This is a genomic window from Thermodesulfatator atlanticus DSM 21156, assembly GCF_000421585.1.
GTDB lineage: Bacteria > Desulfobacterota > Thermodesulfobacteria > Thermodesulfobacteriales > Thermodesulfatatoraceae > Thermodesulfatator > Thermodesulfatator atlanticus.
Window position 1 is genome coordinate 13,482 of the sequence record NZ_ATXH01000024.1, and the last position, 25,247, is coordinate 38,728.

General features: G+C 47.2%; 21 protein-coding genes and 1 tRNA gene. 15 read left to right on the forward strand and 7 right to left on the reverse strand.

Going from position 1 to position 25,247, the window contains the following annotated elements; genetic code table 11:
- Positions 1-2: 2 nt before the first annotated feature.
- A complete protein-coding gene (flgG, locus tag H528_RS0109365) occupies positions 3-785 on the reverse strand; it encodes a flagellar basal-body rod protein FlgG (RefSeq protein ID WP_022854058.1) in 783 nt (260 codons plus the stop codon).
- Positions 786-796: 11 nt separating this feature from the next.
- Entirely contained in the window at positions 797-1,564 is a 768-nt protein-coding gene (gene flgF / locus H528_RS0109370; protein WP_022854059.1) for a flagellar basal-body rod protein FlgF, read from the reverse strand.
- Positions 1,565-2,428: 864 nt separating this feature from the next.
- On the opposite strand from flgF, the gene H528_RS14345 reads away from it, so the two are divergent.
- Genes H528_RS14345 through H528_RS0109400 form a run of 4 tightly spaced genes read left to right on the forward strand, consistent with a single transcriptional unit; the run spans position 2,429 to position 5,060 of the window.
- Positions 2,429-2,995: a NifB/NifX family molybdenum-iron cluster-binding protein gene (locus H528_RS14345; RefSeq protein ID WP_022854062.1), complete on the forward strand. Its 567-nt coding sequence runs from the start codon at positions 2,429-2,431 to the stop codon at positions 2,993-2,995.
- A gap of 9 nt (positions 2,996-3,004) precedes the next feature.
- Entirely contained in the window at positions 3,005-3,835 is an 831-nt protein-coding gene (locus tag H528_RS0109390) for a nucleotide-binding protein (protein WP_022854063.1), read from the forward strand.
- Positions 3,832-4,698 carry an ATP-binding protein gene (locus tag H528_RS0109395; RefSeq protein ID WP_022854064.1) on the forward strand — a complete coding sequence of 289 codons (867 nt, stop codon included), beginning with the start codon at positions 3,832-3,834 and terminating at the stop codon, positions 4,696-4,698. The genes H528_RS0109390 and H528_RS0109395 overlap by 4 nt, the downstream gene beginning before the upstream one ends.
- A gap of 2 nt (positions 4,699-4,700) precedes the next feature.
- Entirely contained in the window at positions 4,701-5,060 is a 360-nt protein-coding gene (locus H528_RS0109400) for a NifB/NifX family molybdenum-iron cluster-binding protein (RefSeq protein WP_022854065.1), read from the forward strand.
- On the opposite strand, the gene H528_RS13390 is transcribed toward H528_RS0109400, so the two are convergent.
- The 3 genes from H528_RS13390 to H528_RS0109415 form a co-directional block, all read right to left on the reverse strand.
- Entirely contained in the window at positions 4,999-5,430 is a 432-nt protein-coding gene (locus tag H528_RS13390; protein WP_022854066.1) for a DNA polymerase ligase N-terminal domain-containing protein, read from the reverse strand. The genes H528_RS0109400 and H528_RS13390 overlap by 62 nt on opposite strands.
- Position 5,431: 1 nt before the next feature.
- On the reverse strand, positions 5,432-8,989 hold the full coding sequence (locus H528_RS0109410) for a YhdP family protein (protein ID WP_022854067.1): 3,558 nt from the start codon (positions 8,987-8,989) through the stop codon (positions 5,432-5,434).
- 19 nt (positions 8,990-9,008) lie between these two features.
- Positions 9,009-9,085, reverse strand: a tRNA-Pro gene (locus H528_RS0109415).
- Between the two features lie 98 nt (positions 9,086-9,183).
- Between H528_RS0109415 and fdhD the strand changes: the two genes are divergently transcribed.
- Complete coding sequence (gene fdhD, locus H528_RS0109420) at positions 9,184-9,960, forward strand: formate dehydrogenase accessory sulfurtransferase FdhD (protein ID WP_022854068.1); 777 nt, start codon at positions 9,184-9,186, stop codon at positions 9,958-9,960.
- Here fdhD and H528_RS0109425 read toward each other — a convergent pair.
- Positions 9,957-10,115 carry a rubredoxin gene (locus H528_RS0109425; RefSeq protein WP_022854069.1) on the reverse strand — a complete coding sequence of 53 codons (159 nt, stop codon included), beginning with the start codon at positions 10,113-10,115 and terminating at the stop codon, positions 9,957-9,959. The genes fdhD and H528_RS0109425 overlap by 4 nt on opposite strands.
- A gap of 80 nt (positions 10,116-10,195) precedes the next feature.
- Here H528_RS0109425 and dnaE point away from each other — a divergent pair, with 80 nt between their 5' ends.
- The 10 genes from dnaE to trpS all read left to right on the forward strand — a co-directional run bounded on the left by dnaE (position 10,196) and on the right by trpS (position 21,402).
- Positions 10,196-13,663: a DNA polymerase III subunit alpha gene (gene dnaE / locus H528_RS0109430; RefSeq protein ID WP_022854070.1), complete on the forward strand. Its 3,468-nt coding sequence runs from the start codon at positions 10,196-10,198 to the stop codon at positions 13,661-13,663.
- Between the two features lie 115 nt (positions 13,664-13,778).
- Positions 13,779-14,279, forward strand: a complete 501-nt coding sequence (locus tag H528_RS0109435) for a type I restriction enzyme HsdR N-terminal domain-containing protein (protein WP_022854071.1) — start codon at positions 13,779-13,781, stop codon at positions 14,277-14,279.
- Positions 14,280-14,319: 40 nt separating this feature from the next.
- Entirely contained in the window at positions 14,320-15,267 is a 948-nt protein-coding gene (locus H528_RS0109440) for a radical SAM protein (RefSeq protein WP_022854072.1), read from the forward strand.
- Positions 15,268-15,282: 15 nt separating this feature from the next.
- Entirely contained in the window at positions 15,283-16,167 is an 885-nt protein-coding gene (locus H528_RS0109445) for an RpnC/YadD family protein (RefSeq protein ID WP_022854073.1), read from the forward strand.
- Between the two features lie 15 nt (positions 16,168-16,182).
- Positions 16,183-16,830 carry a metallophosphoesterase family protein gene (locus H528_RS0109450; RefSeq protein ID WP_022854074.1) on the forward strand — a complete coding sequence of 216 codons (648 nt, stop codon included), beginning with the start codon at positions 16,183-16,185 and terminating at the stop codon, positions 16,828-16,830.
- An 8-nt stretch (positions 16,831-16,838) separates the two neighbouring features.
- On the forward strand, positions 16,839-17,330 hold the full coding sequence (locus H528_RS0109455; protein ID WP_022854075.1) for a hypothetical protein: 492 nt from the start codon (positions 16,839-16,841) through the stop codon (positions 17,328-17,330).
- On the forward strand, positions 17,331-18,227 hold the full coding sequence (xerD, locus tag H528_RS0109460; RefSeq protein ID WP_022854076.1) for a site-specific tyrosine recombinase XerD: 897 nt from the start codon (positions 17,331-17,333) through the stop codon (positions 18,225-18,227).
- Positions 18,202-19,764 carry a CCA tRNA nucleotidyltransferase gene (locus H528_RS0109465; protein WP_022854077.1) on the forward strand — a complete coding sequence of 521 codons (1,563 nt, stop codon included), beginning with the start codon at positions 18,202-18,204 and terminating at the stop codon, positions 19,762-19,764. The genes xerD and H528_RS0109465 overlap by 26 nt, the downstream gene beginning before the upstream one ends.
- The gene (locus tag H528_RS0109470) at positions 19,748-20,404 is read left to right on the forward strand and encodes a site-2 protease family protein (RefSeq protein ID WP_022854078.1); all 657 of its coding nucleotides are present in this window, start codon (positions 19,748-19,750) and stop codon (positions 20,402-20,404) included. Before H528_RS0109465 ends, H528_RS0109470 begins: the two co-directional genes overlap by 17 nt.
- A complete protein-coding gene (gene trpS / locus H528_RS0109475; protein WP_022854079.1) occupies positions 20,401-21,402 on the forward strand; it encodes a tryptophan--tRNA ligase in 1,002 nt (333 codons plus the stop codon). The genes H528_RS0109470 and trpS overlap by 4 nt, the downstream gene beginning before the upstream one ends.
- Positions 21,403-21,450: 48 nt before the next feature.
- Here trpS and nadN read toward each other — a convergent pair whose 3' ends face one another.
- Entirely contained in the window at positions 21,451-24,705 is a 3,255-nt protein-coding gene (gene nadN, locus H528_RS14155; protein WP_022854080.1) for an NAD nucleotidase, read from the reverse strand.
- Between the last annotated feature and the right edge of the window lie 542 nt (positions 24,706-25,247).

Below are 25,247 nucleotides of genomic sequence, written 5' to 3' on the forward strand. Positions count from 1 at the left end.
GCTTACCGTTTCACGTTGTTTGCCATTTCAAGTAAGCGATCGGCAGTCTGGATCGTCTTGGAATTGGCCTCATAAGCCCTTTGGGTAACAATCATCTGGACCATTTCTTCCACCACATCCACGTTTGACATTTCAAGGTAGCCCTGGGCGATGGTGCCAAAGCCTTCTGCGCCAGGCTGTCCTTCAATGACGTCACCTGAGGCGTCACTTGGGCGGTAGAGATTGCGCCCAAGGGAATAAAGCCCAGCCGGATTTGGAAAATCGTAAAGAAGGATCTGGCCAAGATTTTGGGTAGTGCCGTCCCCCATGATCGCGGTTACCTGGCCGTCCTGGGTGATTTCAATGCGCACGGCGTTATTTGGCACTACTATCTCAGGCTGAAGCTTGGCACCGTTAGGGGTTACGATGTATCCGTCCCGGTCAACCTTGAAGTGGCCAGCGCGGGTGTAGAGCTCTTCGCCGTTTACCAGCACTTTGAAAAAACCGCGGCCTTCAATGGCCAGGTCGAGTTCGTTATTGGTTTGTTCGTATTCTCCCTGGGAAAAAATCTTGCTAACCGAGACCGGGCGCACCCCAAGGCCGATTTCCATACCCACGGGGACCTGATTCCCTTCACCGTTTAAAGCGCCGGCAAGCTTGAGTTTTTGATAGAGAAGATCTTCAAAATCTGGCCTGCTTTTCTTGAAGCCAGAGGTGTTTACGTTGGCAAGGTTGTTGGCGATAACGTCAAGTTTTAATTGTTGGGCCTGCATACCTGTGGCAGCGGACCAGAGACTGCGTATCATATCTTCCTCCTTTAAGTGCGACCGTAAGTTTCAATCATGCGGCTGGTATGTTCCCCAATCCCTTGAATAGACTTCTGGATGGCTTCAAATTCCCGCTGGATTTCGATGAGGTTTACCATTTCTTTTAGGGCTTCCACGTTTGAGCCTTCAAGGTATCCCTGACGCAAATTAGGGTTGTCAACGGGGATTTCCTGTGCTCCCTCTTTGGCCACAAAGAGATTTTCTCCATACTTTTTAAGGGCCTTAGGGTCTTCGAACTTAACCACGTCAAGGCGGCCGATCTCGGTGCCGTCTATGGCGATGACTCCTGAGGCATCTACCTGAAAATAGACGTTATCAATGGTGGCAAGCCCACCTTTGGCAAGGCCGGGTTCGATCACGATGGGGGCACCGTCAGCAAGCACAGGATAACCCTCAGCAGTAACAAGACGGCGCTCGGCATCCAGGCGAAAGTTTCCGGCACGGGTGTAAGCCACGCCAAAAGGAGTTTCTACTTTGAAAAAGCCCTCGCCACCAATGGCGATATCAAAGGGGTTTCCGGTATGCTCAAGAGGCCCCTGTTGGAAATCTGTCGTTTGTGTCACTTCTTTGAACGTGCGCCAACCCTTTGGGAACTTACGCATCAAAACTTCGCGGAAGCTTAGAACGTCTTTTTTATAGCCAGGGGTGGAGACGTTGGCCAGGTTGTTGGCCGTAACATCCAGGCGCCTTTCAAGGAGCCTTCCGCCCTCTAGGGCCTCAAGTAATCCTAGTTGTGGGTTTACCTTTAGCGCTTTCATCGCTTTCTTAGGTATGCAAGCCCAATGCCAATGTGGTCGGTAATCAGTGATCAGTGATCTGTGACTAGTGATCAGTGATCAGTGATCTGTGAGCTGTGATTGTAAAGGTTGTTAAAGTGGATGATAGGCTAAGGGCTAAAGGCTAAAGGCTTCCGAAAAATGGGAAGGATCCCCTTTAAAGCACGTCGATTTAAAAATACTCCGGTTTCTGTAAAAATATCGGCCAAGCAACGTTTTCATTCCTTCCTTATGCCCCACCGGGGCATGTAAGGTAATATGTCGTTCTGAGATATTCTTCCTTTGACCTGAACTGCTCTTTCTTTTTCGTTCTGAGCCATTTTTTTCTACATCATTCTGATATTTTCTACGTCATTTTGAGCCTTTTTTGCGTCATTCTGAGCTTTTTTTTCTGTGTCATTCTGAGCCGTAGGCGAAGAATCCATTAACCACTTAATCGATTTGTGGATGCTTCGGGCCTCACGGTCCTCAGCATGACGTGGCAGGTGTGTGGATTCTTCGGTCGCTTTTGCTCAAGACTTTGGCCCAGGGCCGGGATTGTTTCACTTCGCCTGAGATTGCTTCGGTCGCTTGCGCTCCCTCGCAATGACGAATCAAAAAAGCGCTCGCAATACTCTCTGATCCAGAAGTCAGGCGCCTGACCTCTACAACCGCTTTACAGGTTACTGATCACAGCTCAATGCTCACAATCTCCTTTCGGCCTTCGCCCTTAGCCACCAGGAAAAATTTGCCCACTAGGAAAAATTTTCCTGGGGAAATTTTTGCCTGTCCCCGCAATTTTTTTTCGTTCTTGAAACTTTGTTTCAATTGCGTTACCTTCACAAGCAAACATTACAGGAGGAAAAAATGAAGATAGCCATAACAGCCCAGGGAAATGATCTTTCAGCACCTTTTGACCCTCGTTTTGGCCGTGCCCAGTATTTCATCATTTACGACACCGAAACAGATTCTTTTGAGGCCATTGCCAATGAGGCCGTTAATGCGCCTCAGGGGGCAGGTATTGCTGCTGCCAACTATCTGGCAGAAAAAGGTATTTCGCTCTTAATCACTGGAAATTGTGGCCCCAAGGCCTTTGCGGTGCTCTCTGCCGCAGGAATTAAAGTAGCCCAGGTTGACGTTGCCACGGTAGAAGATGCCCTAAAAGCCTTTAAAGCCGGAAGACTTGCCGAGATAGAAGCCCCTACTGTTGAAGCCCATTTTGGCGTGGGTGTCATGGAAGCGTCTGCCCCTGAAGACTTTCGAACCGGAAAGGGTCAGGGAGGCGGTCGTAGCATGGGAGTTGGCCGCGGACTTGGTGGAGGGAGAGGTTTTGGTGGCGGACGCGGCTGTGGTCAGGGCGGTGGACGCGGCCGTGGCTGTGGACGTGGCCAGGGTGGTGGTCGTGGCCGGGGACGGGGACGCGGTTGCCAGTAGGAGGGACAGGTGTTTATTGCCGTAGCAAGCGGAAAAGGCGGCACCGGGAAGACTATTGTCTCAGTGGCCTTGGCCCAGGCGCTTTCAGCAAGGCTCCTTGATGCCGACGTTGAGGAGCCCAACGCCCATCTTTTTTTGCGTCCTGAGCTTTTTTACGAAGAAACGGTCTTTCGTATGGTGCCAGAAGTTGACGAAGAAAAATGCTCTTTTTGCAAAAAATGCAAAGAAATATGCCGCTTTAATGCCATTACGGTGTTTCCGGGAACAGTGCTGGTTTTTCCAGAACTCTGCCATGCTTGCTACGGATGTCTGGAAGTTTGCCCTGAAGAATGTATCAAAGAAACCAAGCTTCCGCTTGGGAGGCTCTTGGCTGGCAAGTCAGGAGACATCGTGCTTGCTTACGGAGAATTAAAAGTAGGTGAGGCCATGGCCTCACCCCTGATTAAGGCGCTTAAAAAGCAATTTCTGGCGCATGATGAAATAAACATCATTGATTGCCCACCGGGGACCGCGTGTCCGGTGCTCACCGCGGTAAAAGATGCCCATTTTTGTATCCTTGTTGCCGAGCCGACACCTTTTGGTTTGCACGATTTAAAACAGGCCTATGGTGCTATAAAGACCATGAATATTTCTATGGGAGTGGTAATCAACCGCAGTCGCGGTGTGTATGAACCACTTATGGAATTTTTGCGAGAGAATAAACTTCCGCTTCTTCTTGAAATCCCTGATGACAAAGAAATTGCCAAGGCTTATTCCCGGGGGATTCCTCTTTTAGAGGCTAGGCCAGACTTAGCGCAAAGTTTCCGGGATCTTTATCAGCGAATCGAGGCGTGTCTATGAAAGAGCTTCTCATTTTGAGTGGAAAAGGAGGCACCGGAAAAACTACTATTGCTGCCTCTTTGGCAGTGCTTCTCTCCGGGGAAAAGGTCCTGGCTGATGCGGATGTGGATTCAGCCAATTTTGGTCTACTCCTCGATGGCACCTTAAAGGCCAAAGAAGCCTTTTTTTCAGGATGGGAACCGGTAAAAGACCAGGAAAAATGTACTAACTGCGGTATCTGCCTAGAAAAATGCCGTTTTGAGGCGGTGAGGGAAGATTTTTCCTTTGATCTCGTGGCTTGTGAGGGGTGCGGGGTTTGTGCCTGGTTTTGTCCTGAAGAGGCCATTTCCATGGAAGAAAAAGAAATAGGAAGTCTTTGTGTCTCTGACACCAAATACGGTCCCCTAGTTCATGCTGAGCTTTATCCTGGAGAGGAAAATTCCGGAAAGCTTGTGGCTGCGGTAAAAAGAAAGGCCCACGAAGTAGCAACAGAAAAAGGAGCTTCCTTGGTTTTGGTTGACGGGTCTCCTGGGGTAGGGTGTCCGGTTATTGCTTCGCTTTCAGGAGCCCAGGCAGTTTTAATTGTGGCCGAGCCTACTGTCTCAGGAGAACACGACCTTGAGCGCGTAGCAGCGCTCCTTAAACACTTTCGTATTCCTGGTTATTTGGTGGTTAATAAGGCCGATTTGAATCCTGAAATCGCTAAAAAACTCTTGGCTCGCAAAGACCTTTTTACTCCCCTTGGGGAGATTCCTTACGACGAAGCAGTGTTTGAGTCTTTACATGCGGCTAAGCCACTTCCAGAGTATGCTAACGGGCCAGCTACGAAGGCCCTTAAGGAAATTGCCCAAAAAATAGAAAAAATCCTGATGAAGGAGGGTTAATCATGAAGATAGCAGTACCTATCGAAGGCGAAATGGTTGCGGAACACTTTGGTCATGCTCCTCAGTTTGCCATTTACGAAGTAGATGGAGACGGAATTCGCAAGGAGATCCATGTTCCGCCACCACATGAGCCCGGTGTTATTCCCCAGTGGCTGGCAAGCCTTGGGGTAAATTGTATTCTCTGCGGCATGCTTGGCAGGCGTGCCATAGGTTATTTTGAAGAATACGGCATTAAAGTGGTCTCTGGTGTTCCAGCCATGCCCGCTGATGAGGCGGTAGCTGCCTTTGTGGCCGGAACTCTCAGGGTTTCTCCACGTCTTTGTGGCGGTGGTCATGGCCACGGGGGGTGTGGTCGTCACTAAATTTTGGCTGTTTCTTGGTTTTGAAAAAGAGCCAGTTTTTATCTTTTAAGCGAAGGAGGGCGTAACGCCCTCTTAGCTTTTCCCCATTGAAAACCACTACGATCTTATCATCTTCCCAGAATTCGATCTCGTAGGTGCCTCTGTCCCATAGTTTGACAATCCCTGCACCATAACACCCCGGCGGGATTATGCCTTCAAAATAGATGTAATCAAGAGGGTGGTCTTCGGTTTCAATGGCAAGGCGTCTTATGCCTATTTTAAGGGGAGGCCCCTTAGGAATGGCCCAGGACTTAAGCACGCCGTCTTTTTCCAGACGTAAGTCCCAATGAAGATGGCTCGCATGATGTTCCTGCACCGAAAAACGCGGCATATTACTTTCCAGGCGTCAAAATTCTGACGGGAAGTTTGAAAGTGCGTTGTATGATACCAAGAAAATGGGTTCCCAGGCTGGTGGGGTCAAGGGGGATGATAGTTGGGTCGTTAAGTTTTCCGGTAATTCTAAGGGGCACGCCTACGAACATTTTCGACTTACCTGTAAGCACCCAGCCAACCAAAGGGACATTGCTCACCACGGTATCAAAGGTTTTAAAGGGTGAGACCAAGGCGGTTAAGCTTAGTTTTTTGTCAAGGAAATATATTTTTCCGCTGGCAAAAAAGCGAAGCCCGGGAGCGTTAAGATTTAAGGCTTCAACTTTGAGGTAGTCTTTTTCGAACTTGCCCTTAAGGTTAAGAGAATTGTAAGTCATACCTTCTTTTTCAAAATCAGGAAGATTACCCTGGAAAATGTCAATAGGACTTAAGATGCCAAAAAGCTTGGCTAGCAGGCCGAATTTACGTATGCGGCCGTTTTTTGAGGAAAAACTCACCTCACCGCTTGTTTTTTCAAAAAGTTTACTCTTGCCAGAGGTAAGTAATTCGCCTTTTAAATTAAAAGGCCCTTCAAAGGTCTTTTGGTGAAAGAGACAAAAAAGGGTCTTTTCAAGGTGGCCTTCTTTTTTCCCAAAGTAAAGCCTGAGTTTTTGGGATGATTTTCTTTTTTCGTAATCACCGTAAAAAGAAATGCCACAAATGTGGCCTTCTTTTATGACGAGCTGAAATTTTTGGGGGTTAGTGAAAATAGTTCCTTCTATCGGTGAAAATTCAAAGTTTTTATACGTTACCGAGTCGCACGTAAAATCAAGCTGAGCTATTAAGGCGATGTCGCTTTTTTGGTGGTCTTTTTTCTTTTGTTTGTAGAACCTGAGAAGGTCTTCGATTTCTAATTCAGGAGAATAAAGACTTCCCTCAAGGTTTAGAAACTTCCTGGTAAAAAAGATTTTGCCCTGGCCCTCAAAAGAAGAACCGTTTAAATCAAACTCAAGATTTTCTACGTTTAGTTTATGCCCCTTGGCTTTTAATTTTAATTCTTCAATCCAGATATTTTGATTTGGCGGGGGAAAACGGAAGCGGCTTAGCACAAGGTTTCCGTAAAAAGAGCTTTCTGTTAGGTGCCTTTTATTGATATGGGCGGAAAAATCAGCCTTTAAATAGTGCAAAAGAAAGGGATTTTTTGCCAGGAACTTTTCAATCCCCTGGTGGTCGATACTGCCTTTTAGTACCAGGTCCCAATGGTTATTTTTGTTTATCTTTAGGTAAAAACCCTTGTCTTCATAGGGGTAAAACGAGGCTTCAAGGAGGAAACCGTCTTTGTGTTTCCAGAAGGAAAGCTTGGCATGGGCTTTTTCGTCTTGCTGCCAGCTCCCCGAAAAGGAAAGCTTTTTCGGTGAGAATGCAAATTCCAGGGAGTTGAATTTTAACGGAGTTTTTGGGAAAAACGTCATGGGGATCTTTCCGCGTTTGTAAATCCAGGAAACAAATTCTCTTTGAGAACTTCCCTCCCCCGACAGGAAGATCTTAAAGGGTTTTAAAGAGATTTCTCCTGTGCCAAGAAAATGTGCGTCAAGTATTTGGGCCTCGGTGGGTTCAAAGGAAAGCGTAAAATTTTTGTAAGTAAAGGTTGTTTTTTTGAGGATAAGGGGTGCCGGCAGCAAATCAATCACTATGCTGAAATTTTGGGTCTCAGCTTTCAAGGCAAGGTCTTTAAGTAGAGCCTCTTTTACAAGGGGGCCTTTATAGTTGGCATAAATTAGTTTTATTTTGTAGCCCTCAAAGGGACAGCGTGCGGCAAGCTCTTTTTCTTCAGGGAACATGTTGAGAACTTTTTTTATTTCTGAAATAGCAATTTCCCCGCGAGCTTCGATTAGATTCAAAAAATATGGTTTAGAGGAAGTATCTAAAGAACCAGAAAGAGTAAGTACACTTTGGGGAAAGCGGATATTTACACCGCTTAAAGAGACTTTCTTCCGGGCATAGGAGATTTTTCCGGCATTTAAGGTGGCAGGAAGGGGAAACCTTCGGTATTCAAGGAAAAGATTCCTAGGGGTAAAGGCAAAAGAGATGTCTGGTTGCTTAAGGGTGCCCGCTATGTCAGCCTCACCTGAAAGCTCTCCCTTTCCCTTTAAGATTTTCAGTTCGCTTTCTATGGTGTCTGGTAAAGGTAAGGAATAAAGAAAGGCCATAAGATCTGAAAAGTTAGTGTCAAAGTCTCCCGTAAAAATAAGGGGCGAAGTGTGGTCTTTTAGTTTTCTTAAGTTGAGTTCGAGGGCGACGTTTGAAAGTCTCGTCTTAAGAAAGCGTCCCTTGCCATTTTTTACTTTGAGAATGGCTTTTTTTACGCTGGCATAGCCGGAGACGTCTTCCAGGCGAATATTGAGAGAGGGCACGTCAATTATGCCGTCTTCGGCATAACCTTCATAGGAAAAGTTGTCTAGATAAAAAAGCTTTTCAGGAGAAGGTGCCCTGCTTTTTAAACGAATGTCTTTTGCCTTTCCCGCAACAACAATCTCACAAAGGGTCTTTAAACCCCGGTTTTCAGGGAAAAGAGAAAGAAGCCTTTTGCGGATTTCAGTCCAGTCTCCGTTGGTGATGTGAAAATCAAAAGAGGTTTCTTTTTTGGTTTTTAAAAAGAATCCCGTGGCAGAGACCTCGGGATTTTTCATGGCAAGGTCTTTCAAGTCAAAACGGAAAAAGTCAGGGGCGTAAATTAATTTTCCCACAAAAGCAGAACAATCAAACAAAAGAGAAGGATTGTTTGCGTTTTTTACGAAACAAGGGGCGGTGCCGGTGAAGCCCACAAGCCATTTACCTTCTTCAAAATGATAAGAAAAATCAAGGTTAAGGTCAGTTTTAAAGGGGGCTAAAAAGGGTTTTTCTGCCAGGGGAGCAAGCCCTGAGATATCCAGGTGTTTTATCCTTATAAGCCCTTCAGCAAGTTCTTCTTTGGGCCAAAGCCTTAATGAAACCCAGAGTTTTTTAAGAGAGGGGTTAAGTGCTTTTGTTTCAAGTTCTAAAAAGTCTGGTTGAAGGGCAAGTTTTGCCGAGATGTCCGTAAGCACCGGAAGTTTTTGCCCTGGGGTGGCGAAAAAGATGCTTCCTTTTTCAATTTGGACTTCAAATGGTGGCAACTTGGGCAAAAGTTCACGGGCCTTTGCAAAGACAAGCTCAGGGGTAATAAGCGGAGGCGGCTTATTGCCCTTTATTTTTATAAATTCCGGGCGCATTAAAATGAACTTTTCCACTACGATTTTTTTGTGGAAAAGGGGCTTTAGTTCAAGGACAAGATCCCCCTCTTTAAGGGTAAAGATGTATTTAGGGGCTTTAATGGTTAGGTTCTTAATTTTTACCTTTGGCCTTGGGAGGAGATGGATTTTTGCTGTTTCTATGGAGACCTCTGCGTGGAGTTTTTGGGCAATGCGGTTTGCGATTCTTTCTTTAACAACGTTTAGGTTTACGAAGTAGGGTAGGCTAAAAATGGCTATGCCAATGAGAAAAATCAGGAGAAATAAGGTGATGCCAACGGCCGCGGCGAAGATTTTGAGCTTTTTTTTCATAGGAGTTTCTCAATTAGGATGGTCGGGGAGGACGGATTTGAACCGCCGACCCCCTGCTCCCAAGGCAGGTGCGCTGCCAGGCTGCGCCACTCCCCGAATTCATGCCAAAAATTAACCTCAAAGTATGTTTTGTGCAAGGCTTAACGTGTATTGTATTTGGCAAAGGCAAAGTTTGGTTTTAAATTACCCATCGTATGATAGAGCTCACTTTTAAACATCGCACGGTCCTGAAAACCAAAGAAAATAACGAAGAACGCCTGGAAGAAGTTATCCTTGAGAAACCTTACCGCATTTATCTTAACGAAGAACCCGTTGGTTCGTCTATGGTGCTTCCCACCGGTCTTGAAGAATTTGGCCTGGGTTATCTCTTTGCCCAGGGGTATTTCGATGACCCTTCCGTTTTCAAGGAAGTAAGGCTTTGCCACGAAAAGGGAAGCATTTTTGTTTATGCTGACGTTGACAAGATAGAAGGCAAAGACTTGATCGTTACCTCTGGCTGCGGAGGCACAGGCAAAATTTCCCGCGATTTTTTGGAAAAAGAATTTGCTCCCCTTGCTGAATGGCAGATGCCACTTTCAGAAATAAGGGCGTTTATCCTTTCCGTGCTCAAAAAATCAGACTTAGGGCTCAGAACCCACTGTGTTCATGCTTGCGGCTACTGGCAGGATGGCTCTTTGCGGCTTTTTTACGAAGATGTCGGCCGTCACAACGCGGTTGACAAAGTGATAGGGGCCATTTTAATGGGCAAGGCCTCGCCAAAAGGCGCGGTTTACACCACCGGACGACTTACCTCAGATATGGTGTTAAAGTGTGCGAGAGTGGGTATTCCCATTGTTATGTCGCGTACAGCAACGTCTTCGCTCGGGCTTGAAATTGCTAAAAAAGCGGGGATAACGCTTATATGTTACGCGCGCCCAGAGCGCGTGAATATCTTCAACGCCCCTGAGCGCATTGTTAACGACTTGACTTAACAGGGTTGAAATGCAACTTTGCTTGATCCACAAACCGGGCAGGTCCAATCTTGTGGGAGCTTCTCAAAAGGAGTCCCAGGCGGAATGTCACGCAAAGGATCGCCTTTTTCAGGATCGTAAACGTAGCCACATGTTTTACACTTGTACTTGGTCATCTCAAAACTCCTTTTTAGATTTGCTATTTTTCTAGACTAATTCTAAAATTAGAATAGGTCAATATTTCGGAGGAAATAAAATGGCAGACTTTGTTCATCTCCATTTGCACACTGAATGGAGTTTGCTTGACGGTGCCATCAGACTAAAAGACCTTTTCCCCAGGGCAAAAGAATTTGGTTATGAGGCCATAGCCATAACAGACCACGGGAGCCTCTTTGGCCTTATTCACTTTTACGAGGCTGCCCGTGCCCACGGGATCAAACCCATTCTTGGTTGTGAGCTTTACGTGGCCCCGGGGTCTCGCTTTGAAAAGAAGGCCAAAAGCGCCCACGAAGCAGGGTATCATCTGGTGGTGCTTTGTGAAAATGAAACCGGCTATCGCAATCTTTTGAAGCTGGTGACCCTTGCCAATTTTGAGGGTTTTTACTGGAAGCCCCGTGTTGATAAAGAGCTTTTGCGCAAATATAGCGAGGGTCTCATTGCCCTTTCGGCATGCCTGCATGGAGAAGTGGCAGCAGCGGCCTTACGGGGAAACATGGACCTTGCGCGCAAGCTTGCCAAAGAATACGCAGAAATTTTTCCTGGCCGCTTTTATCTTGAGCTTCAGGAAAACGAGCTTCCTGAGCAAAAGCAGGTGAACGAAGCCCTTTATGAGCTTGCCCGGGAACTTCGGCTTCCGGTTGTTGCTACTAACGACTGCCACTACCTGCGCGCAGAAGACGCCCGGGTGCATGACGTTCTTCTCTGTATCCAGACAAACAAAGTCGTAACAGACGAAAACCGCATGCGGTTTTCCACAGACAAGCTTTATTTCACCTCACCTGAAGAAATGAAAGAACGTTTTTCCTGGTGCCCTGAGGCCCTTGAAAACACCTGCCTTATTGCCGAGCGCTGCAACGTTGAACTAGAACTAGGAGTGCATCATTTCCCTCGCTATCCCCTCCCTGCTGGGCGCACCTACGAAGAAGTCTTTGAAGAAAAGGCGCGAGCGGGCTTTGAGACAAGGCTTAAAGCCCTTAAAGAATGGCCGGGGCTTGCTGCTTCTGAAAAGGAATACCGCGAGCGTCTTGAGCACGAAATAGAAGTCATCAAACACAAGGGCTTTGCCAGCTATTTTTTAGTGGTTTCAGACTTTATTTCCTGGGCCAAAAAACAGGGAATTCCGGTAGGCCCAGGGCGCGGGTCAGCAGCGGGGTCTTTAGTGGCTTATGCCATGGGCATAACAGACCTTGATCCCCTGCGCTACGGCCTTCTTTTTGAGCGTTTTCTTAATGTTGAGCGGGCAAGTCTTCCTGATATTGACGTTGATTTTTGTATGCGCCGCCGGGAAGAAGTTATTCACTACGTGCGGGAAAAATACGGCGGCCAGGACTACGTGGCTCAGATTGCCACTTTTGGGCAAATGAAGGCCAAGGCGGTGGTGCGTGACGTGGGAAGGGCCCTTGGTATGCCTTACCCCCAAGTGGACAAGATTGCCAAACTCATCCCCGAGGCCCAGGACATGACCCTTGATAAGGCGCTAGCGGCAGAGCCACGTCTAAAAGAACTCGTAGAAAAAGACGAAAAAGTGCGTGAACTTATTGCCATCGCCAAGGTGCTAGAAGGCCTTCCCAGGCATTCTAGCACCCATGCCGCAGGAGTCGTGATCGCAGACTCCCCGCTTACAGATTACTGCCCGCTGATGAAAGGTGAGCACGATGAAATAGTTACCCAATTTGACATGAAGGCCGTAGAAAGAGTGGGGCTAATCAAATTTGACTTTCTCGGCCTTAAAACCCTTACCATCATTGACCACGCCCTGCGTCTGGTTAAGGAACATTTTGGCAAAGAAATCGACCTTGCACGCCTTCCCCTTGATGATGAAAAAACTTATGAGCTTTTGCGCCGCGGGGACACAGACGGAGTGTTCCAATTGGAATCCTCAGGCATGAAAAACCTTCTCATAAGAATGCGTCCCTCTGAGTTCAACGACCTTATCGCAGTGCTTGCGCTTTATCGACCAGGGCCCCTGGAGTCCGGAATGGTTGACCAATACGTGCGTGCCAAGCACGGCGAGATAGAAGTTAAATACCTTTTGCCTCAGCTTGAACCCATTCTCAAGGAAACATACGGGGTTATCGTCTATCAGGAACAGGTCATGAAAATCGCTCAGGTGCTTGCTGGCTATAGCCTCGGGGAAGCCGATATTTTGCGCCGTGCCATGGGAAAGAAAAAACCCGAGGTCATGGCAGCTCAAAAAGAGCGTTTCATCGCAGGGGCCCTTAAGCAAGGTATCCCAAAAGACAAGGCCGAACAAATCTTTGACCTTATGGCAAAATTTGCCGGCTACGGGTTCAACAAAAGTCACTCTGCAGCTTATGCTCTTGTGGCATATCAAACTGCTTACTTAAAGGCACATTTTCCTGTTTGCTACATGACCGCCCTTCTTTCCTACGAAATGGAAAACACCGACCAGGTGGTGAAGTACATCTCGGTTTGCAAACAGATGGGAATAGAAATTCTCCCCCCTGACATCAACGAAAGTCATGTTGGCTTCACTATGAAGGGCAATCAAATCCGTTTTGGTCTGGCAGCGGTTAAAAACGTAGGAGGGGGTGCCATAGAAGAAATAATAAGGGCCCGGGAAGAAGGCCCCTTTACTTCTTTTGAAGATTTTTGCCTGCGGGTGGATTTAAAAAAAGTCAACAAACGGGTGCTTGAGTCTTTGATAAAGGCAGGTGCTTTTGATTCTTTGGGGCATACCAGGGCGTCCCTTATGGAAATACTCGAAGACATCCTTGATTGGGTTCACATGCGTAAAAAGGCCCAAGAACAGGGGCAAAAATCAATCTTTGATTTTGCCACGGCAAATAATGGGAGCACCCAGGCGTCTTCTTCCTTTGATATTCCCAAGCGGGAAGAATGGCCCCTTAATTTGAAGCTAAATTATGAAAGAGAAGCCCTTGGTTTTTATTTCACCGGGCATCCCCTTGAGCCTTACCGTGAGTGGCTCTCTCTTTTGACACCGCATACTATTTCTTCGATCCTTGGGCTTTCTGCTTCTACCAAAGTGGCTGTGGGGGGGGCGATTGCTGAGGCCAAGGTAAAAAACACCCGCCGGGGAGACAGAATGGCCATTTTAAAAGTGGAAGATGGCCACGAGATGATAGAAGTGATCGTGTTTCCCGATCTTTTGCGCCAGTGTGAAGACTTAATTGCGGAAAAAGGCCTGGTTTTCATCACGGGGCGCTATGAAAAAGACGACCGAGGGGACAAAATTATTGCTGAAAAAATCGTCCCGCTTGAAAAGGCCCAGGAAGCAATCTCTGGACGCGTAGTCCTGGCCCTAGAAGGAGACAAGATAAAGCCCTCACAACTTACCGCTATCAAGGACATCCTTTCAGAAATTCAAGGAAGATTTCCAGTGGAAATTCTGTTAAGATTTAACGAAGGAGAGGTCCTGGTTGATTTGAACGGAAATTACAAGATAGACCCAAGGCCTGAGCTTGCAAAAACCTTTAAAGAGCTGCTGGGTTACGTACCCTTAAAAGTAAGGCCGGTTCTTTAAATGTTTAGGATCCGTTCCTATTTTCGGAACGAAAAAATGGTAACGGATCCCTTGCGGTTGTGATGGCAACTAAAATCTTTAATTGAAGTGCCAAACTTTTTCTTGAGCAAAACAAATGATTACTTGCAAGTGTAACGAGGCAACTTGCCACCTGGAAGAAGACATCTTTCGCAAAGAAAGAAAAGCCCTTTTCGATTTTTTGATAAAAGAAAAGGGCTATCTTCCTGAGGAAATAAAAGAAAATGTTCCTATGGTGATAGAAGTAGGCCCAAAAAGGCTTTACACCCAGGCAGACATCGTTGTTGAGCTTTCTGGGAAGCCTGCCGTGGTTATCAGGATAAACGAAGGAAGTGTGGTTAGCCGCGAGCGGGGCACCATTGCCTTTGCCCGTCTGCTTTTTCCTGAGGGGCCACCTCCCATTTGTGTCCAGACAAATGGCCAGGAAGTTTCTGTCCTTTCCACTAAAAACAAAAAACCCCTTGGTCAAAGCCTTGAAGCTATTCCTTCCCGGGAAGAAATGCTTAATGTATTAGCAAAAGAGAGCACGTGGTCTCTTAGCCCCAAACAAATAGACGCAGAGAAAAAGATACTTTTCTTTTATGACGGGGTTGGTTGACCTGGAAATATCAGGGTAGAGGATCTATCCCAAAAAGCAGATGGCTAAAAACTTCGAAGCAGGATACCTCAAACTATTACGCACTGGTGAGCTTAAAGAACGCGCCCGTCTTCTCCGAGAAAGGCTTGCGGCGTGTGATCTTTGCCCGCATGAATGCGGAGTAAACCGCCTAAAAGGCGAGCTTGGTTTTTGCCGCGTGGCTGATAAGCCTATTGTTTCAAGCTATGGCCCGCATTTTGGGGAAGAACGCCCCCTTGTGGGCTATGGTGGCTCAGGTACGATATTTTTCACCTATTGCAATATGGCTTGTGTTTATTGCCAGAACTGGGAGATAAGCCACCTTGGCTCAGGGGATGAAGTTTCCTTAGAAGAACTTGCCCGTATGATGCTTGCGCTTCAAGCCCGCGGCTGCCACAATATCAACTTTGTCACTCCTACCCACCAAATCGCCTTCATCGTAGAGGCCCTGGTGCTTGCTGCAGAAAAAGGGCTCCATGTCCCACTTGTTTATAATTGTGGGGGCTACGAAAAAATAGAAACCCTCAAGCTCCTTGACGGCATAATCGATATTTACATGCCTGATTTTAAATACTGGGACGAAAAAGTCGCCCTAAAGCTTTCCAAGGTGCCTCGTTATCCTCAGGTAGCTAAAGCAGCTATCAAAGAGATGCATCGCCAGGTGGGAGACCTTGAGCTTGACGATGAGTTTATTGCCAGGCGAGGGCTTTTGATTCGGCACCTGGTGCTTCCAGGAGGCCTTGCGGGCACCAAAGAAATCTTACGTTTTATTGCCGAAGAGATTTCCCCAAACACCTACGTAAACATTATGGACCAGTATTATCCCTGCGGCGATGCCTGGAAGTATCCCCCTTTAGACAGGCGCTTGAGCCGCGAAGAATACGAAGAAGCGCTTCGTTTTGCGCAAGAAGTAGGGCTTAAGCGCCTTGATGAGCGGGCCGAGCGCAAACTTCTCTGGTTAAGTTTCTAACAAGAGGTTTTACGAATGTATTACGACATTGCTTCCAAAGTCATTCTTTCTCATTGTAAAGAACCATTCCTTTCTTATTTTTGTAAACTTCCAGTTGAAAAAGCTTTACTGGTTGACCCAAGACCACAGGAGACCCCTTTTCTTAGACGTTCTGATTTCGTGCTTAAAGCCATTCTTGCTGACGGCTCAGAGATGCTCGTGCTGCTGGAGTTTCTTTCTTCCTGGAAAGATGAGATCCCTTTAAGAACTCTTGAATGCCGCATACGCCACGTTCTTCAAGAAAATCTCCCTGTAAAAACATTCGTAATTCTCTTTGTTCCGTCTTCTAAAGTTAAAGACTTTTATCAGGACGAAGAGGTACATTTTAAATTTAACCTTGTTAAACTTTATGAAGTATCCGCAGCCGAAGTCCTAGAAAAAGGCCCTGAGTGTTTGTTACCATTTCTGCCGCTTTTTAAGGATGGAGAAAACTTTATCGACGAGGCTGAGCAAAAAATCTATCAAGCGGACATTCCCAGGCAAAGTAAAGCGGATTTACTTACCGGGATGGCCATCTTAGGAGGGCTTGTTTCACAAGAAATCCCTTTAAAGCTAATTCAAAGAAGGAGGGACCTCATGATACAAAGCGCAGCTTATGAAATTATAAAACGAGAAGGATATGAGGAAGGATTAAAAGAGGGTATTCAGAAAGGTATTGAGCAAGGTATGCAGCAAGGTATTCGCCAAGGACTTTTGGAGGCCATTGAACTGGGGCTTAAATTAAAGTTTGGCCCAGAGGGCATAAAGCTTTATCCTGCTATCGTCAAGATTGAAAGCATAGACTCCCTTAGGGCTATCAAACAGGCTATAGAGGTTGCTGAAAATATTTACGAGATAGAGCGTTTGATAAAAGAGCTTTAACCTGCCCTTAGTTTCATGCCTGACATCTATGCTATTGGCGATATTCATGGTTGCCTTTTTGCCCTAGAATCCTTGCTTGAAAAGCTTCCCATTTCGTGGGGCGAAGACTTTCTGATTTTTCTTGGAGACTATCTCGACCGCGGACCAGACCCGCGCAAAGTGCTTGAGACTATCATGGAGTTAAAAGAAACCTATCCTGAAAAAGTCATTCCCCTTGTGGGAAACCACGAATGGATGTTTTTGCGTTATCTGGAACATCCAGACATGTGGCGTGATGTTTACCTGGCTAACGGCGGCGATGTGACCCTGGCACAATTTACTAATCGGGAAGGAATTTTGGATATTCCGGAATTTTATGTTAAGTTTTTAGAAAGTCTTCCTTTTTACTGGGAAACAGAAAAATATATTTTTGTCCACGCTGGTTTAAAACCAGGAGTCCCTCTTGAAAAACAAAATCGTGAAGACTTGTTATTTATTCGGGAAGAATTCATTTATAGCGATTATGATTGGGGCAAACGCGTGATCTTTGCCCATACCCCTTTTAGGCAACCTTTTCTTGCGCCGAACAAAATAGGAATAGACACAGGATGTGTCTATGGTGGCGAGTTGACCGCGCTTGTTTTGCCTGAAATAGACTTTTACTTCGAGTATTGCAGGAGGTGAATCGGTATATGCCGTATGATGACGAAAGACAAAGGCCTTCCTGGCGCGAGATAGACAAAATGCGAGACAGATCCCCGCATACCAGAAGCCGCAAGGATGAAACTGAGCTTGAAAAGGCCTTAAAAGACCGCTGGATGAAAGAGCGCTACTTAAAAGAAGTTGAAAAGCTTTTTGCCGGGAAAAAGGGGACCATAGACCATGACAAAGCCCTTGCCCGTATTCATAAGTCCTACGGGACAAATCGCTTTAATAAGGCAGTGCGCGACTATGTAAAAGAATACGGGCTTCCTGAGGATTGGAGCACCCTTATTCTTCTCCTTGACCATCGGGATGACAAAATAGTCTGTGAGGCCATGCAAGCGCTAAAGGCCATTTATCCCTCAAAGGGTCCTCTAGAGCAACAAGGGTTTATCAGCAAGATCAAAGTCCTTTCCATGACAGCCAAATCAGCTAAAGTTCAGGAAGAAGCCATGGTGCTTCTTGAAGAACTGCGCACCTAGATGGACACCCAGGTTATCGATTTATATCTTTCTGTCCTGGCGGTTGAAAAGGGCTACTCAGCAAAAACCATCGAGGCCTATGCCGCAGACTTAAACGATTTTATCGCGTTTCTGGAAGAGCAGGGGCTTTCTCGTATCGAAGAGGCCAAGGCCCCTCACGTGCTTCTTTATCTTGCGAAACTTCGTGAAAAAGGCCTTTCTGCTGAGACGGTGGCACGCAGGCTCTCGGCACTCAGGAATTTCTTTAGATATTTGGTCCTTGAGCACGGGCTTTCGGAAAGTCCTTTTGAACTGATAGAAGGCCCCAAGCTTTCGCGCAAGCTTCCTATCGTGCTCTCGCGCCAGGAAGTAGAAAGGCTCCTTAATGCTCCTGACCTTAAAACTCCTATAGGACTCAGGGACAAAGCCATGCTTGAGGTGCTTTACGCCACTGGCTTAAGGGTATCTGAACTTATCGGGCTTAAGATGTTTGATGTGAATCTTGAGGTTGGTTTTGTGCGCGTGCTTGGCAAAGGAGAAAAAGAGCGCCTGGTGCCTTTGGGAGAAGTAGCTAAGGATGCCCTTAAAACTTACCTTGCCAGGGGGCGACCTAAGCTTCTTGCCAAGCGCCTTGACGAGGCCCACATCTTTTTGAACCGTCGGGGGCGTCCCCTCACTCGGCAGCGTTTCTGGCAGATTATCAAGGCCTATGCCGCCAAATCCGGCCTAAACCCTAAAGAAATAAGCCCCCACGTGCTCAGGCATTCTTTTGCCACCCATTTGCTTGAGGGAGGCGCAGACCTTCGCACCGTGCAAATGATGCTTGGCCATGCTAGTCTTTCTACCACCCAAATTTACACTCACGTGCAGGTGGAAACCCTGAGAAAGGTCCATGAAAAATACCACCCACGCGGCTGAAAATTTTTTAACAGGGACTCCGCTAACCATCGACATAAAAAGCTCTTTTGAGCAGGCACAGGAGCTTTTTTCCCTCGCTGGCGAAGAACTTTTGGTGCTAACAGATGGCGCGGCCTTTAAAGGGGTGCTTAGAAGAAGGGTCCTTGAGGAGGCAATGCGCTTTGGCCTTAAGCTCGACCTTGCTGACCTCTTAGAGAAAATTCCCGCAGGTGAAGATTTTTCCCAGGAAGCTCTGAAAAACCCCTTTTCAGCTTATGTTTTGCTTAAGAAAGATTCTGCCAAAAGTCTTATCACTTTAAAAGACGCTTTCGCCTTTGCCTGGGAAGATCTTTCGGAGAATTTTTCTCTTGAGTTCCCTGAAGAGCTTAGCGAAATTTGCACAAAGGCAAGTGAAGCGGCCAAAGCCCTTGGGCTACGCGTTTTTTTGGTAGGCGGAATCGTAAGGGACCTTATTCTTAAAAGGCCTTCTTTTGATATTGACCTTGTGGTCACGGAAAAGGCCAGATACTTTGCCGAAAATTTAGCCCAAAAGCTTGGGGCGAGACTGGTAAAAACTTCTCTTTTTGGGACTTTTAAACTTGCCTGGCGGGATTACGACATAGATATTGCCCAGGCCCGCTGGGAATACTACGAAGCCCCGGCTAGGCTTCCCAAGACGTTTCCTGGGCCTTTACGCCAGGACGCCTTTCGCCGTGATTTCACCATAAATAGCCTTTTCCTTTGCCTGAAAACCCGAAGGCTCATTGACTATTACGGTGGCTTAAAAGACCTATGTGCTAAAAAGCTCAGGGTTTTGCATATCTTGAGCTTTGTGGAAGATCCCACACGTATTTTCAGGGCGGCAAGATATGCCACGCGTTTTAATTTCGCCTTTTCAAGCGATACTTTCCGGGCGCTTAGTCTTGCCTTGAAACTAAAAGTCCTTTCGTTGCTATCTTCTGCCCGGCTAAGAAACGAATTCCTGCGCATCATGGAAGAAGAAAACCCATCTTTGGCGATTATTTTTCTTGCTGAAAACAGGGTTTTAAATGAACTTTTTGAAAAAGTGCCGGATAAATTTGAAATTAAACGTTTTTTTGCCCTTGCCACGAAGATGCGTCTTTCTCCAGCTGAAAAAATAGAAGCCTTTGCGCTTTTTTTGGCCTTGCGCGAAAAAGACTTGGAAAGATTAGACATTTCCGGACACAAGAAAAAGGCCCTCTGGCAAGCCAAATTATCCCTGAAAGAGAAGGCTGCTTTTCTTAAAGACCCAAAAATCCCTCTTAGCGAAAAGGTGTTTTTCCTGGAAAAGATGCCGCGCGAGGCCCTTCTTGCCGCCTCTTTTCTTGATGAGGCTTTTATTCTAAAGTGTCTAAAGTGTTTTGAGATAAAGCCCGGGCTTTCAGGCGAAGACCTCCAAAAATTAGGTGTAAAGCAAGGACCCGAAATCGGAAAGATGCTCAAAGCATTAAGGGCTGCTAAAATAGACGGCACGATAAAACCCGGCGAAGAGGAAGCCTTTTTGCGAAAGGAGTTTGCGGATGTCTTTTCTTCCTGATTTGCACGTGTTGATAGTAATGGCGGTGCCGCTTTTAGCTGCGGTTACAGTCCACGAATTGGCCCATGGTTGGGTGGCCTATAAACTCGGCGATCCCACCGCCAAGATGGCAGGAAGGCTAACCTTAAACCCCATAAAACACCTTGATCTTTTCGGGACCCTTGCTTTTATCATCACCCAAGCCATTGGTTGGGCTAAGCCTGTGCCAGTTGATCCACGAAACTTCCGCGACCCGCGCAAAGATATGATGCTGGTAGCCTTAGCAGGGCCTCTGGCCAATTTCTGTCTGGCGGTTATTTTTGCAATTCTTCTGCGTAATTTTAACTTCATTATCTGGCCCCTTGCCCTTTTAGGAAAAGATATAGCGATTTTCTTCGGAAAGCCGCTTTTTCTGATGTTGGCTCTGGGAGTGCAGTTAAACATTGGCCTTGGAGTCTTTAATCTTTTGCCCATCCCACCCCTTGATGGGAGTAAGATCCTGGCAGGAATTTTGCCAAGGGAGCTTGCTTATCGTTACTACCGCCTTGAGCCTTACGGCTTTATCATTTTGCTAGTGCTTATCTTTACAGGGGTTATCGGCAAAATTATACTCCCAGCGGTCTTATTCTTAAGTGATTTCCTTAAGGGAGGCGTTCTGTGAGTGAAAAGCGAGTACTAAGCGGTATGCGGCCAACAGGGCCGCTTCATTTGGGGCATCTTCACGGAGTTTTGAGTAACTGGCTTAAACTTCAAGAAGAGTACCGGTGTTTTTACTTTGTGGCGGATTGGCACGCTTTAACCACTGAGTACGAAAATCCCAGGCGTATTCCAGAGTTTTCGCGGCTTCTTTTGCTTGAATGGCTTTCGGTGGGGCTTGATCCTGAGCGTTCGGTGCTTTTCGTGCAAAGTGCTATCAAAGAACACGCTGAGCTTTATCTCCTATTTGCCATGTTTACCCCGGTTTCCTGGCTTGAGCGAAACCCAACCTACAAAGACATGATCAAAGAGCTTAAGCAAAAAGACCTGGCCACGTATGGCTTTTTAGGTTATCCGGTGCTTCAGGCGGCAGATATTTTGATCTATAAGGCTCACAAAGTCCCGGTAGGGGTTGACCAGTTGCCACACCTTGAACTAACCAGGGAAATTGCCCGTCGTTTTAATTATCTTTACGGCGATGAGGTTTTTCCGCTTCCTGAGCCCCTTTTGGCAGAAGTGGCCAAGATTCCCGGGCTTGACGGGCGCAAGATGAGCAAAAGCTTTGGCAATGCGATTTTTCTTTCTGATGACGAAGAAACCATCAGAAAAAAGATCGCAACCATGGTAACCGATGTTAACCGGCCAAGGAAGAGCGACCCAGGGGATCCTGAAAACCGCTGCGTGGCGTTTCAGCTGATAAAACTTTACTTCTCCCCAGAAGAACAAAAAGAAATTATCGCAGGGTGTAAAGAAGCACGTCTTGGTTGCGTGGAATGTAAGAGAAAGCTGGCCGATCGCATTATCGAAGCCCTTAAGCCACTTTGGGAGCGCCGCAGGGAGCTTGAAGAAAAACCAACTCTTTTTGAAGAAATAGTCGCTGAGGGAAACGAAAAGGCGCGGGCCTTTGCGCGTCAAAATCTTGAACTTGCCAAAGAGGCACTTTTTGGAACCAGGTGGTTCTAGGCCACTTACTTGTTTTGTAGAGAGGGCCGGGGGGCCGGCCCTCTTCTATTATTCGCCAAGGTTTACTTCGTAGATGGTGGTAGTCCCGCTTTTTTCAAAGGAGACGATGAGAAGGGGCTTTCCGTTTGGGGATTTATCTTCCGGCACAAAGGTCAGTCCCTCAGGGGCCACGTTTCCTTTGGTAAATTCCGGAAGATAGTACACAAACTTCGGATTTTGCGGGTCAGTGATGTCATAGACCATGATGGAACATTGTCTTTCAAGGCCGATAAAGGCGTAGTATCTATCACCGATCTTTCCGATGGCTACGCCTTCGGGCTCAACGCCTTTGTTACCGCTTCGGCCGTCCATTTCGCCGTCGTCGTGGTTGAAAAGCTCAGGTTCTTTTTCGGCAACGATCTTGCTGAACTCGTCGCCGCTGTCCCAGATGAGGTTTCCGCTTGCATCCCAGATGGCAAAGCTTCGACCACCAAAGGCATAAAGCTCTTCATAGTCCCCGTCATTATCAACATCTCCCAGGTCTGTCATTACCTTGAGGTCGTTATCTTCCACGTAGCTGTCAGCAATAGAAGGATCAAGAGTTAAGTTTTTGATTTTTTCTTCATCAGAGTAGCCATCGTAGTCGCGGCCGTCGCCTTCGTTTGCCGTAACGAGATATACGGTGCCGTTTACTTCATACGCCGCAATACCGTCTGGCTGATAAAGGGCGTAGAGGCCCTTGAAATTTTTCATCTCGATTTTGCCGTTTTCTTCGATGTCAATGGTGTAGTGGCCAGGGGTATAGTCCTTGCGGCCAAGGGATTTTACAAACTCTATCGTGTTATTGCTTAAATCTACCTTGGCTAGGGCGTTGTTTTCCTGAAGGGTTACGTAGGCAAAGTTATCGATAGTGGCAATGTATTCAGGCTCAAGGTCCTTGGCCTGGTCGTTGCTTGGGGTTCCCCCAAGGCGCACCGGGGTTCCATCGGCGGCCGCAGTCAGCGTTAGGCCGCTGAAGCCAAGTTCGGTATAGGCATAGTTGTTTGGAAGGTCGATGATACCCACGCTTCCCTCTGGGTCGTAATCATAGGCGTCGTTTGGCTCGCCTTCGTTAGCCACCAAGACTTTAGTCCCGTCTTCGCTAAAGGTGACCATGTCTGGCAAAAAGCCTACTTCTACTTCTTTTAGAAGATTGCCATCGGTGTCAAAAAACACCACTTTTCCACGAAGTTGTTTGGAATCGTCGGTTGCGTCTACCCGTTCAACAGCCACAGCCACTTTTCCGTTCTTAACAGCCACAGAGGTTACTCCATCACCGTAGCCGGTAAGGGATATCCTTTTCCATAGGCTTGGGTTTTTGACATCGGAGAGGTCATATATGTCAAGGCTATCTTGATCGCCGTTGGTGATGAAAAGGCGCTTGGTCTCCGGGTCATAGGCGTTAATTTCGCTTGCGTTTTTAGTCCCCGGAATAACGCTCAGAAGCCTTAAGGTGTCGCCGGTAAAACGCTGCACGGGCATTTCTTCCCGAGGGAGTTTTTCAAGCTTTTTGCCTTCGGCTGTAAGCTTCTTCACCATATCGATGAAGCTTTCGGCATAGCCAAAATAAGTATCTGTGCTTCCGCGGGAAGATGCCACTTCGCCAAAGGTCACGTAGCCGTCTTTTCCGGCGGCAATGTAGCTATTGGTAACCACCTTGTACATGGCGTTTTCATCGATGGGGTGCCATTCTTTGGTCTCGCGGTCCATTATTTCAAGGTCATAGACGCGTTCGCCCTTGGGCTGAGAAAGGTCGATTTTGTAGCGGATGCCGTAGGCGTATGGGAAAGAACCGGTTGAACCACCATTGTCTTCAAAGTTTGAAAGGGCGTCTTCAAGCACCTGTTTTACCTCGGCCCCGGTAAGCTCCATGGTGACGAGAGTATTTCTAAAGGGGAGCATGGTATAGACTTCGCCAATGGTGATGGGGCCTTCGTCAATCGGGGTTCTCACGCCCCCGGCGTTCTGGATGGCAAGATCGGCATCTTTTACCTTCTCGTAGAAAGACTTGGCCACCAGCGGGGCGATTTCGCTTCCGTGTTCCGCAAGGTCGCTTACGCCGTCCCATTTGTCCCCAGGGATACGGTTATGCCCAAGAAATTCTGCGGCTTCGCCAATTTCCTGGTTCTTTAATTCTTCTACCTGGGCAGTGTAGGAACTCAGCAATTCCTCGGCTTGTTCGTCAGGGGAGACTATTTCTAGCTTTCCGTTGCTCTGGGCGATTATGTCTAAGATCCGGGCCCTTGTTCCCTCATCCACCGGGACTTTGTTGCCTTCGGCATCTTTTTGGAGAAAGCTATCTCCCAAGAGGATAGTAGTTACGCCAGAGCAGTCCGTCACTTTGCCGTCTTTATCAAACTTAACCTTAAGCTTGCCCACCGCGTAAGCATACTGCCAGGCAGAGGCCACACATACCTTGCTGCCGTCGGCCTTTTCTACTACCTGAGGATATTCCTGGTACTGGCTGCTCAGGCCATAGGCGCTGTAGTCCCCAAGGAGGGAATGGGAATCCCCATCGATGATAACATCTACCCCGTCTACTTCTTCAGCCAGCCGCAGGTCGTTTGCCATGCCAAAGTGGCTTACGATGACGATTTTGTTAACACCCTGGTCTTCGAGTTCGTTTACGTATTGCTGAGCGGTTTGGATTTCGTCAAGAAAATCGATATCTGGGCCAGGGTTTGAAGAGTCTCTGGTCTTTTGGCTGTAGCCAATGCCTATGATGCCGATTTTTTGGCCGTCACGCTCGATTATGCGGTAAGGCTCCCAGTAGCCTTCAAGGATGCTTCCAGTCGTTGCTACGAAGTTGGCACTTACCACCGGGGCGTCAAGCTTATCAAGGAAGTTTTTAAGGCCTTCGCTTCCATCGTCAAACTCGTGGTTTCCAAGGGTTGCCGCGTCCCAATCGATGAAGTTGAGGAGCTTGGCAGTGGCGTCGCCGTGAAAGAGCACGTAATAAAGGGTGCCTACGATCATATCGCCGGCGTTTAGCACAACCGGGTTTGGTTCGCTTTGTTCCAGTTCTTTGATCTTGGCAATAGCTCTGGGCAGACCGCCCATTTCCACGTAGGTCTTAACACCATCGAAATAAAGACTTTTTCTTTCTGAACTGAGGTGTGAATGGATGTCATTCATGTGGATAAAGGTCACGTCAAGTGGCTTTTGGGTATTGTCTTCCTGGTCGGTGTTAAAGTTGATAACACAGCCACCGATAAGAAAAGTGTAAGCCAGCAAGAGAAAAACAGTGAAAAAAATTCCAAAACCTTTGCGTTTTACTTGAGACATTATTTCCCCCTCCTTTAAGTTTTGCCGGGGGAATATAGCCGCTAAATTTGGAAAAAAGTTAAACGTAACTTTACAAAACCATGACTTTTAGAATTTTTTTAATTTGGGATCCTTCGCCTCGCTACCGCTCGGCTCAGGATGACAAATTACCACTGTCATGCTGAGGGCCGTAAGGCCGAAACCTTTACACCCCCCACCACGTCATGCTGAGGGAGCGAAGCGACCGAAGCATCTATTAATGGATCCTTCGCCTTCGGCTCAGGATGACAAAAAAAGTAGGCTCAGGATGACAAATTACCACTGTCATGCTGAGGGCCGTAAGGCCGAAACCTTTACACCCCCCACCACGTCATGCTGAGGGAGCGGAGTGACCGAAGCATCTATTGATGGATCCCTTCGCCTTCGGCTCAGGATGACAAAAAAAGTAGGCTCAGGGCAGGCTCTTCGCAACGCTCAGGATGACAAAAAAAGTAGGCTCAGGATGACGCAAAAAGGAGCGGCGAGGACGACGATCCCTTATGTCATGACGGAAGAGCGGTTCC

Excerpts from the sequence above, each read along its gene's own strand:
- H528_RS13390 (WP_022854066.1), bottom strand. The coding sequence starts at position 5,430 with ATGCCGCGTTTTTCGGTGCAGGAACATCATGCGAGCCATCTTCATTGG.
- H528_RS0109465 (WP_022854077.1), top strand. The coding sequence starts at position 18,202 with ATGAAAAATACCACCCACGCGGCTGAAAATTTTTTAACAGGGACTCCG.
- H528_RS0109410 (WP_022854067.1), bottom strand. The coding sequence starts at position 8,989 with ATGAAAAAAAAGCTCAAAATCTTCGCCGCGGCCGTTGGCATCACCTTA.
- H528_RS0109435 (WP_022854071.1), top strand. The coding sequence starts at position 13,779 with ATGATTACTTGCAAGTGTAACGAGGCAACTTGCCACCTGGAAGAAGAC.
- H528_RS0109445 (WP_022854073.1), top strand. The coding sequence starts at position 15,283 with ATGTATTACGACATTGCTTCCAAAGTCATTCTTTCTCATTGTAAAGAA.
- xerD (WP_022854076.1), top strand. The coding sequence starts at position 17,331 with ATGGACACCCAGGTTATCGATTTATATCTTTCTGTCCTGGCGGTTGAA.
- H528_RS0109440 (WP_022854072.1), top strand. The coding sequence starts at position 14,320 with ATGGCTAAAAACTTCGAAGCAGGATACCTCAAACTATTACGCACTGGT.
- H528_RS14345 (WP_022854062.1), top strand. The coding sequence starts at position 2,429 with ATGAAGATAGCCATAACAGCCCAGGGAAATGATCTTTCAGCACCTTTT.
- flgF (WP_022854059.1), bottom strand. The coding sequence starts at position 1,564 with ATGAAAGCGCTAAAGGTAAACCCACAACTAGGATTACTTGAGGCCCTA.
- flgG (WP_022854058.1), bottom strand. The coding sequence starts at position 785 with ATGATACGCAGTCTCTGGTCCGCTGCCACAGGTATGCAGGCCCAACAA.
- H528_RS0109470 (WP_022854078.1), top strand. The coding sequence starts at position 19,748 with ATGTCTTTTCTTCCTGATTTGCACGTGTTGATAGTAATGGCGGTGCCG.
- fdhD (WP_022854068.1), top strand. The coding sequence starts at position 9,184 with ATGATAGAGCTCACTTTTAAACATCGCACGGTCCTGAAAACCAAAGAA.
- H528_RS0109455 (WP_022854075.1), top strand. The coding sequence starts at position 16,839 with ATGCCGTATGATGACGAAAGACAAAGGCCTTCCTGGCGCGAGATAGAC.
- H528_RS0109450 (WP_022854074.1), top strand. The coding sequence starts at position 16,183 with ATGCCTGACATCTATGCTATTGGCGATATTCATGGTTGCCTTTTTGCC.
- nadN (WP_022854080.1), bottom strand. The coding sequence starts at position 24,705 with ATGTCTCAAGTAAAACGCAAAGGTTTTGGAATTTTTTTCACTGTTTTT.
- H528_RS0109395 (WP_022854064.1), top strand. The coding sequence starts at position 3,832 with ATGAAAGAGCTTCTCATTTTGAGTGGAAAAGGAGGCACCGGAAAAACT.
- H528_RS0109400 (WP_022854065.1), top strand. The coding sequence starts at position 4,701 with ATGAAGATAGCAGTACCTATCGAAGGCGAAATGGTTGCGGAACACTTT.
- dnaE (WP_022854070.1), top strand. The coding sequence starts at position 10,196 with ATGGCAGACTTTGTTCATCTCCATTTGCACACTGAATGGAGTTTGCTT.
- H528_RS0109425 (WP_022854069.1), bottom strand. The coding sequence starts at position 10,115 with ATGACCAAGTACAAGTGTAAAACATGTGGCTACGTTTACGATCCTGAA.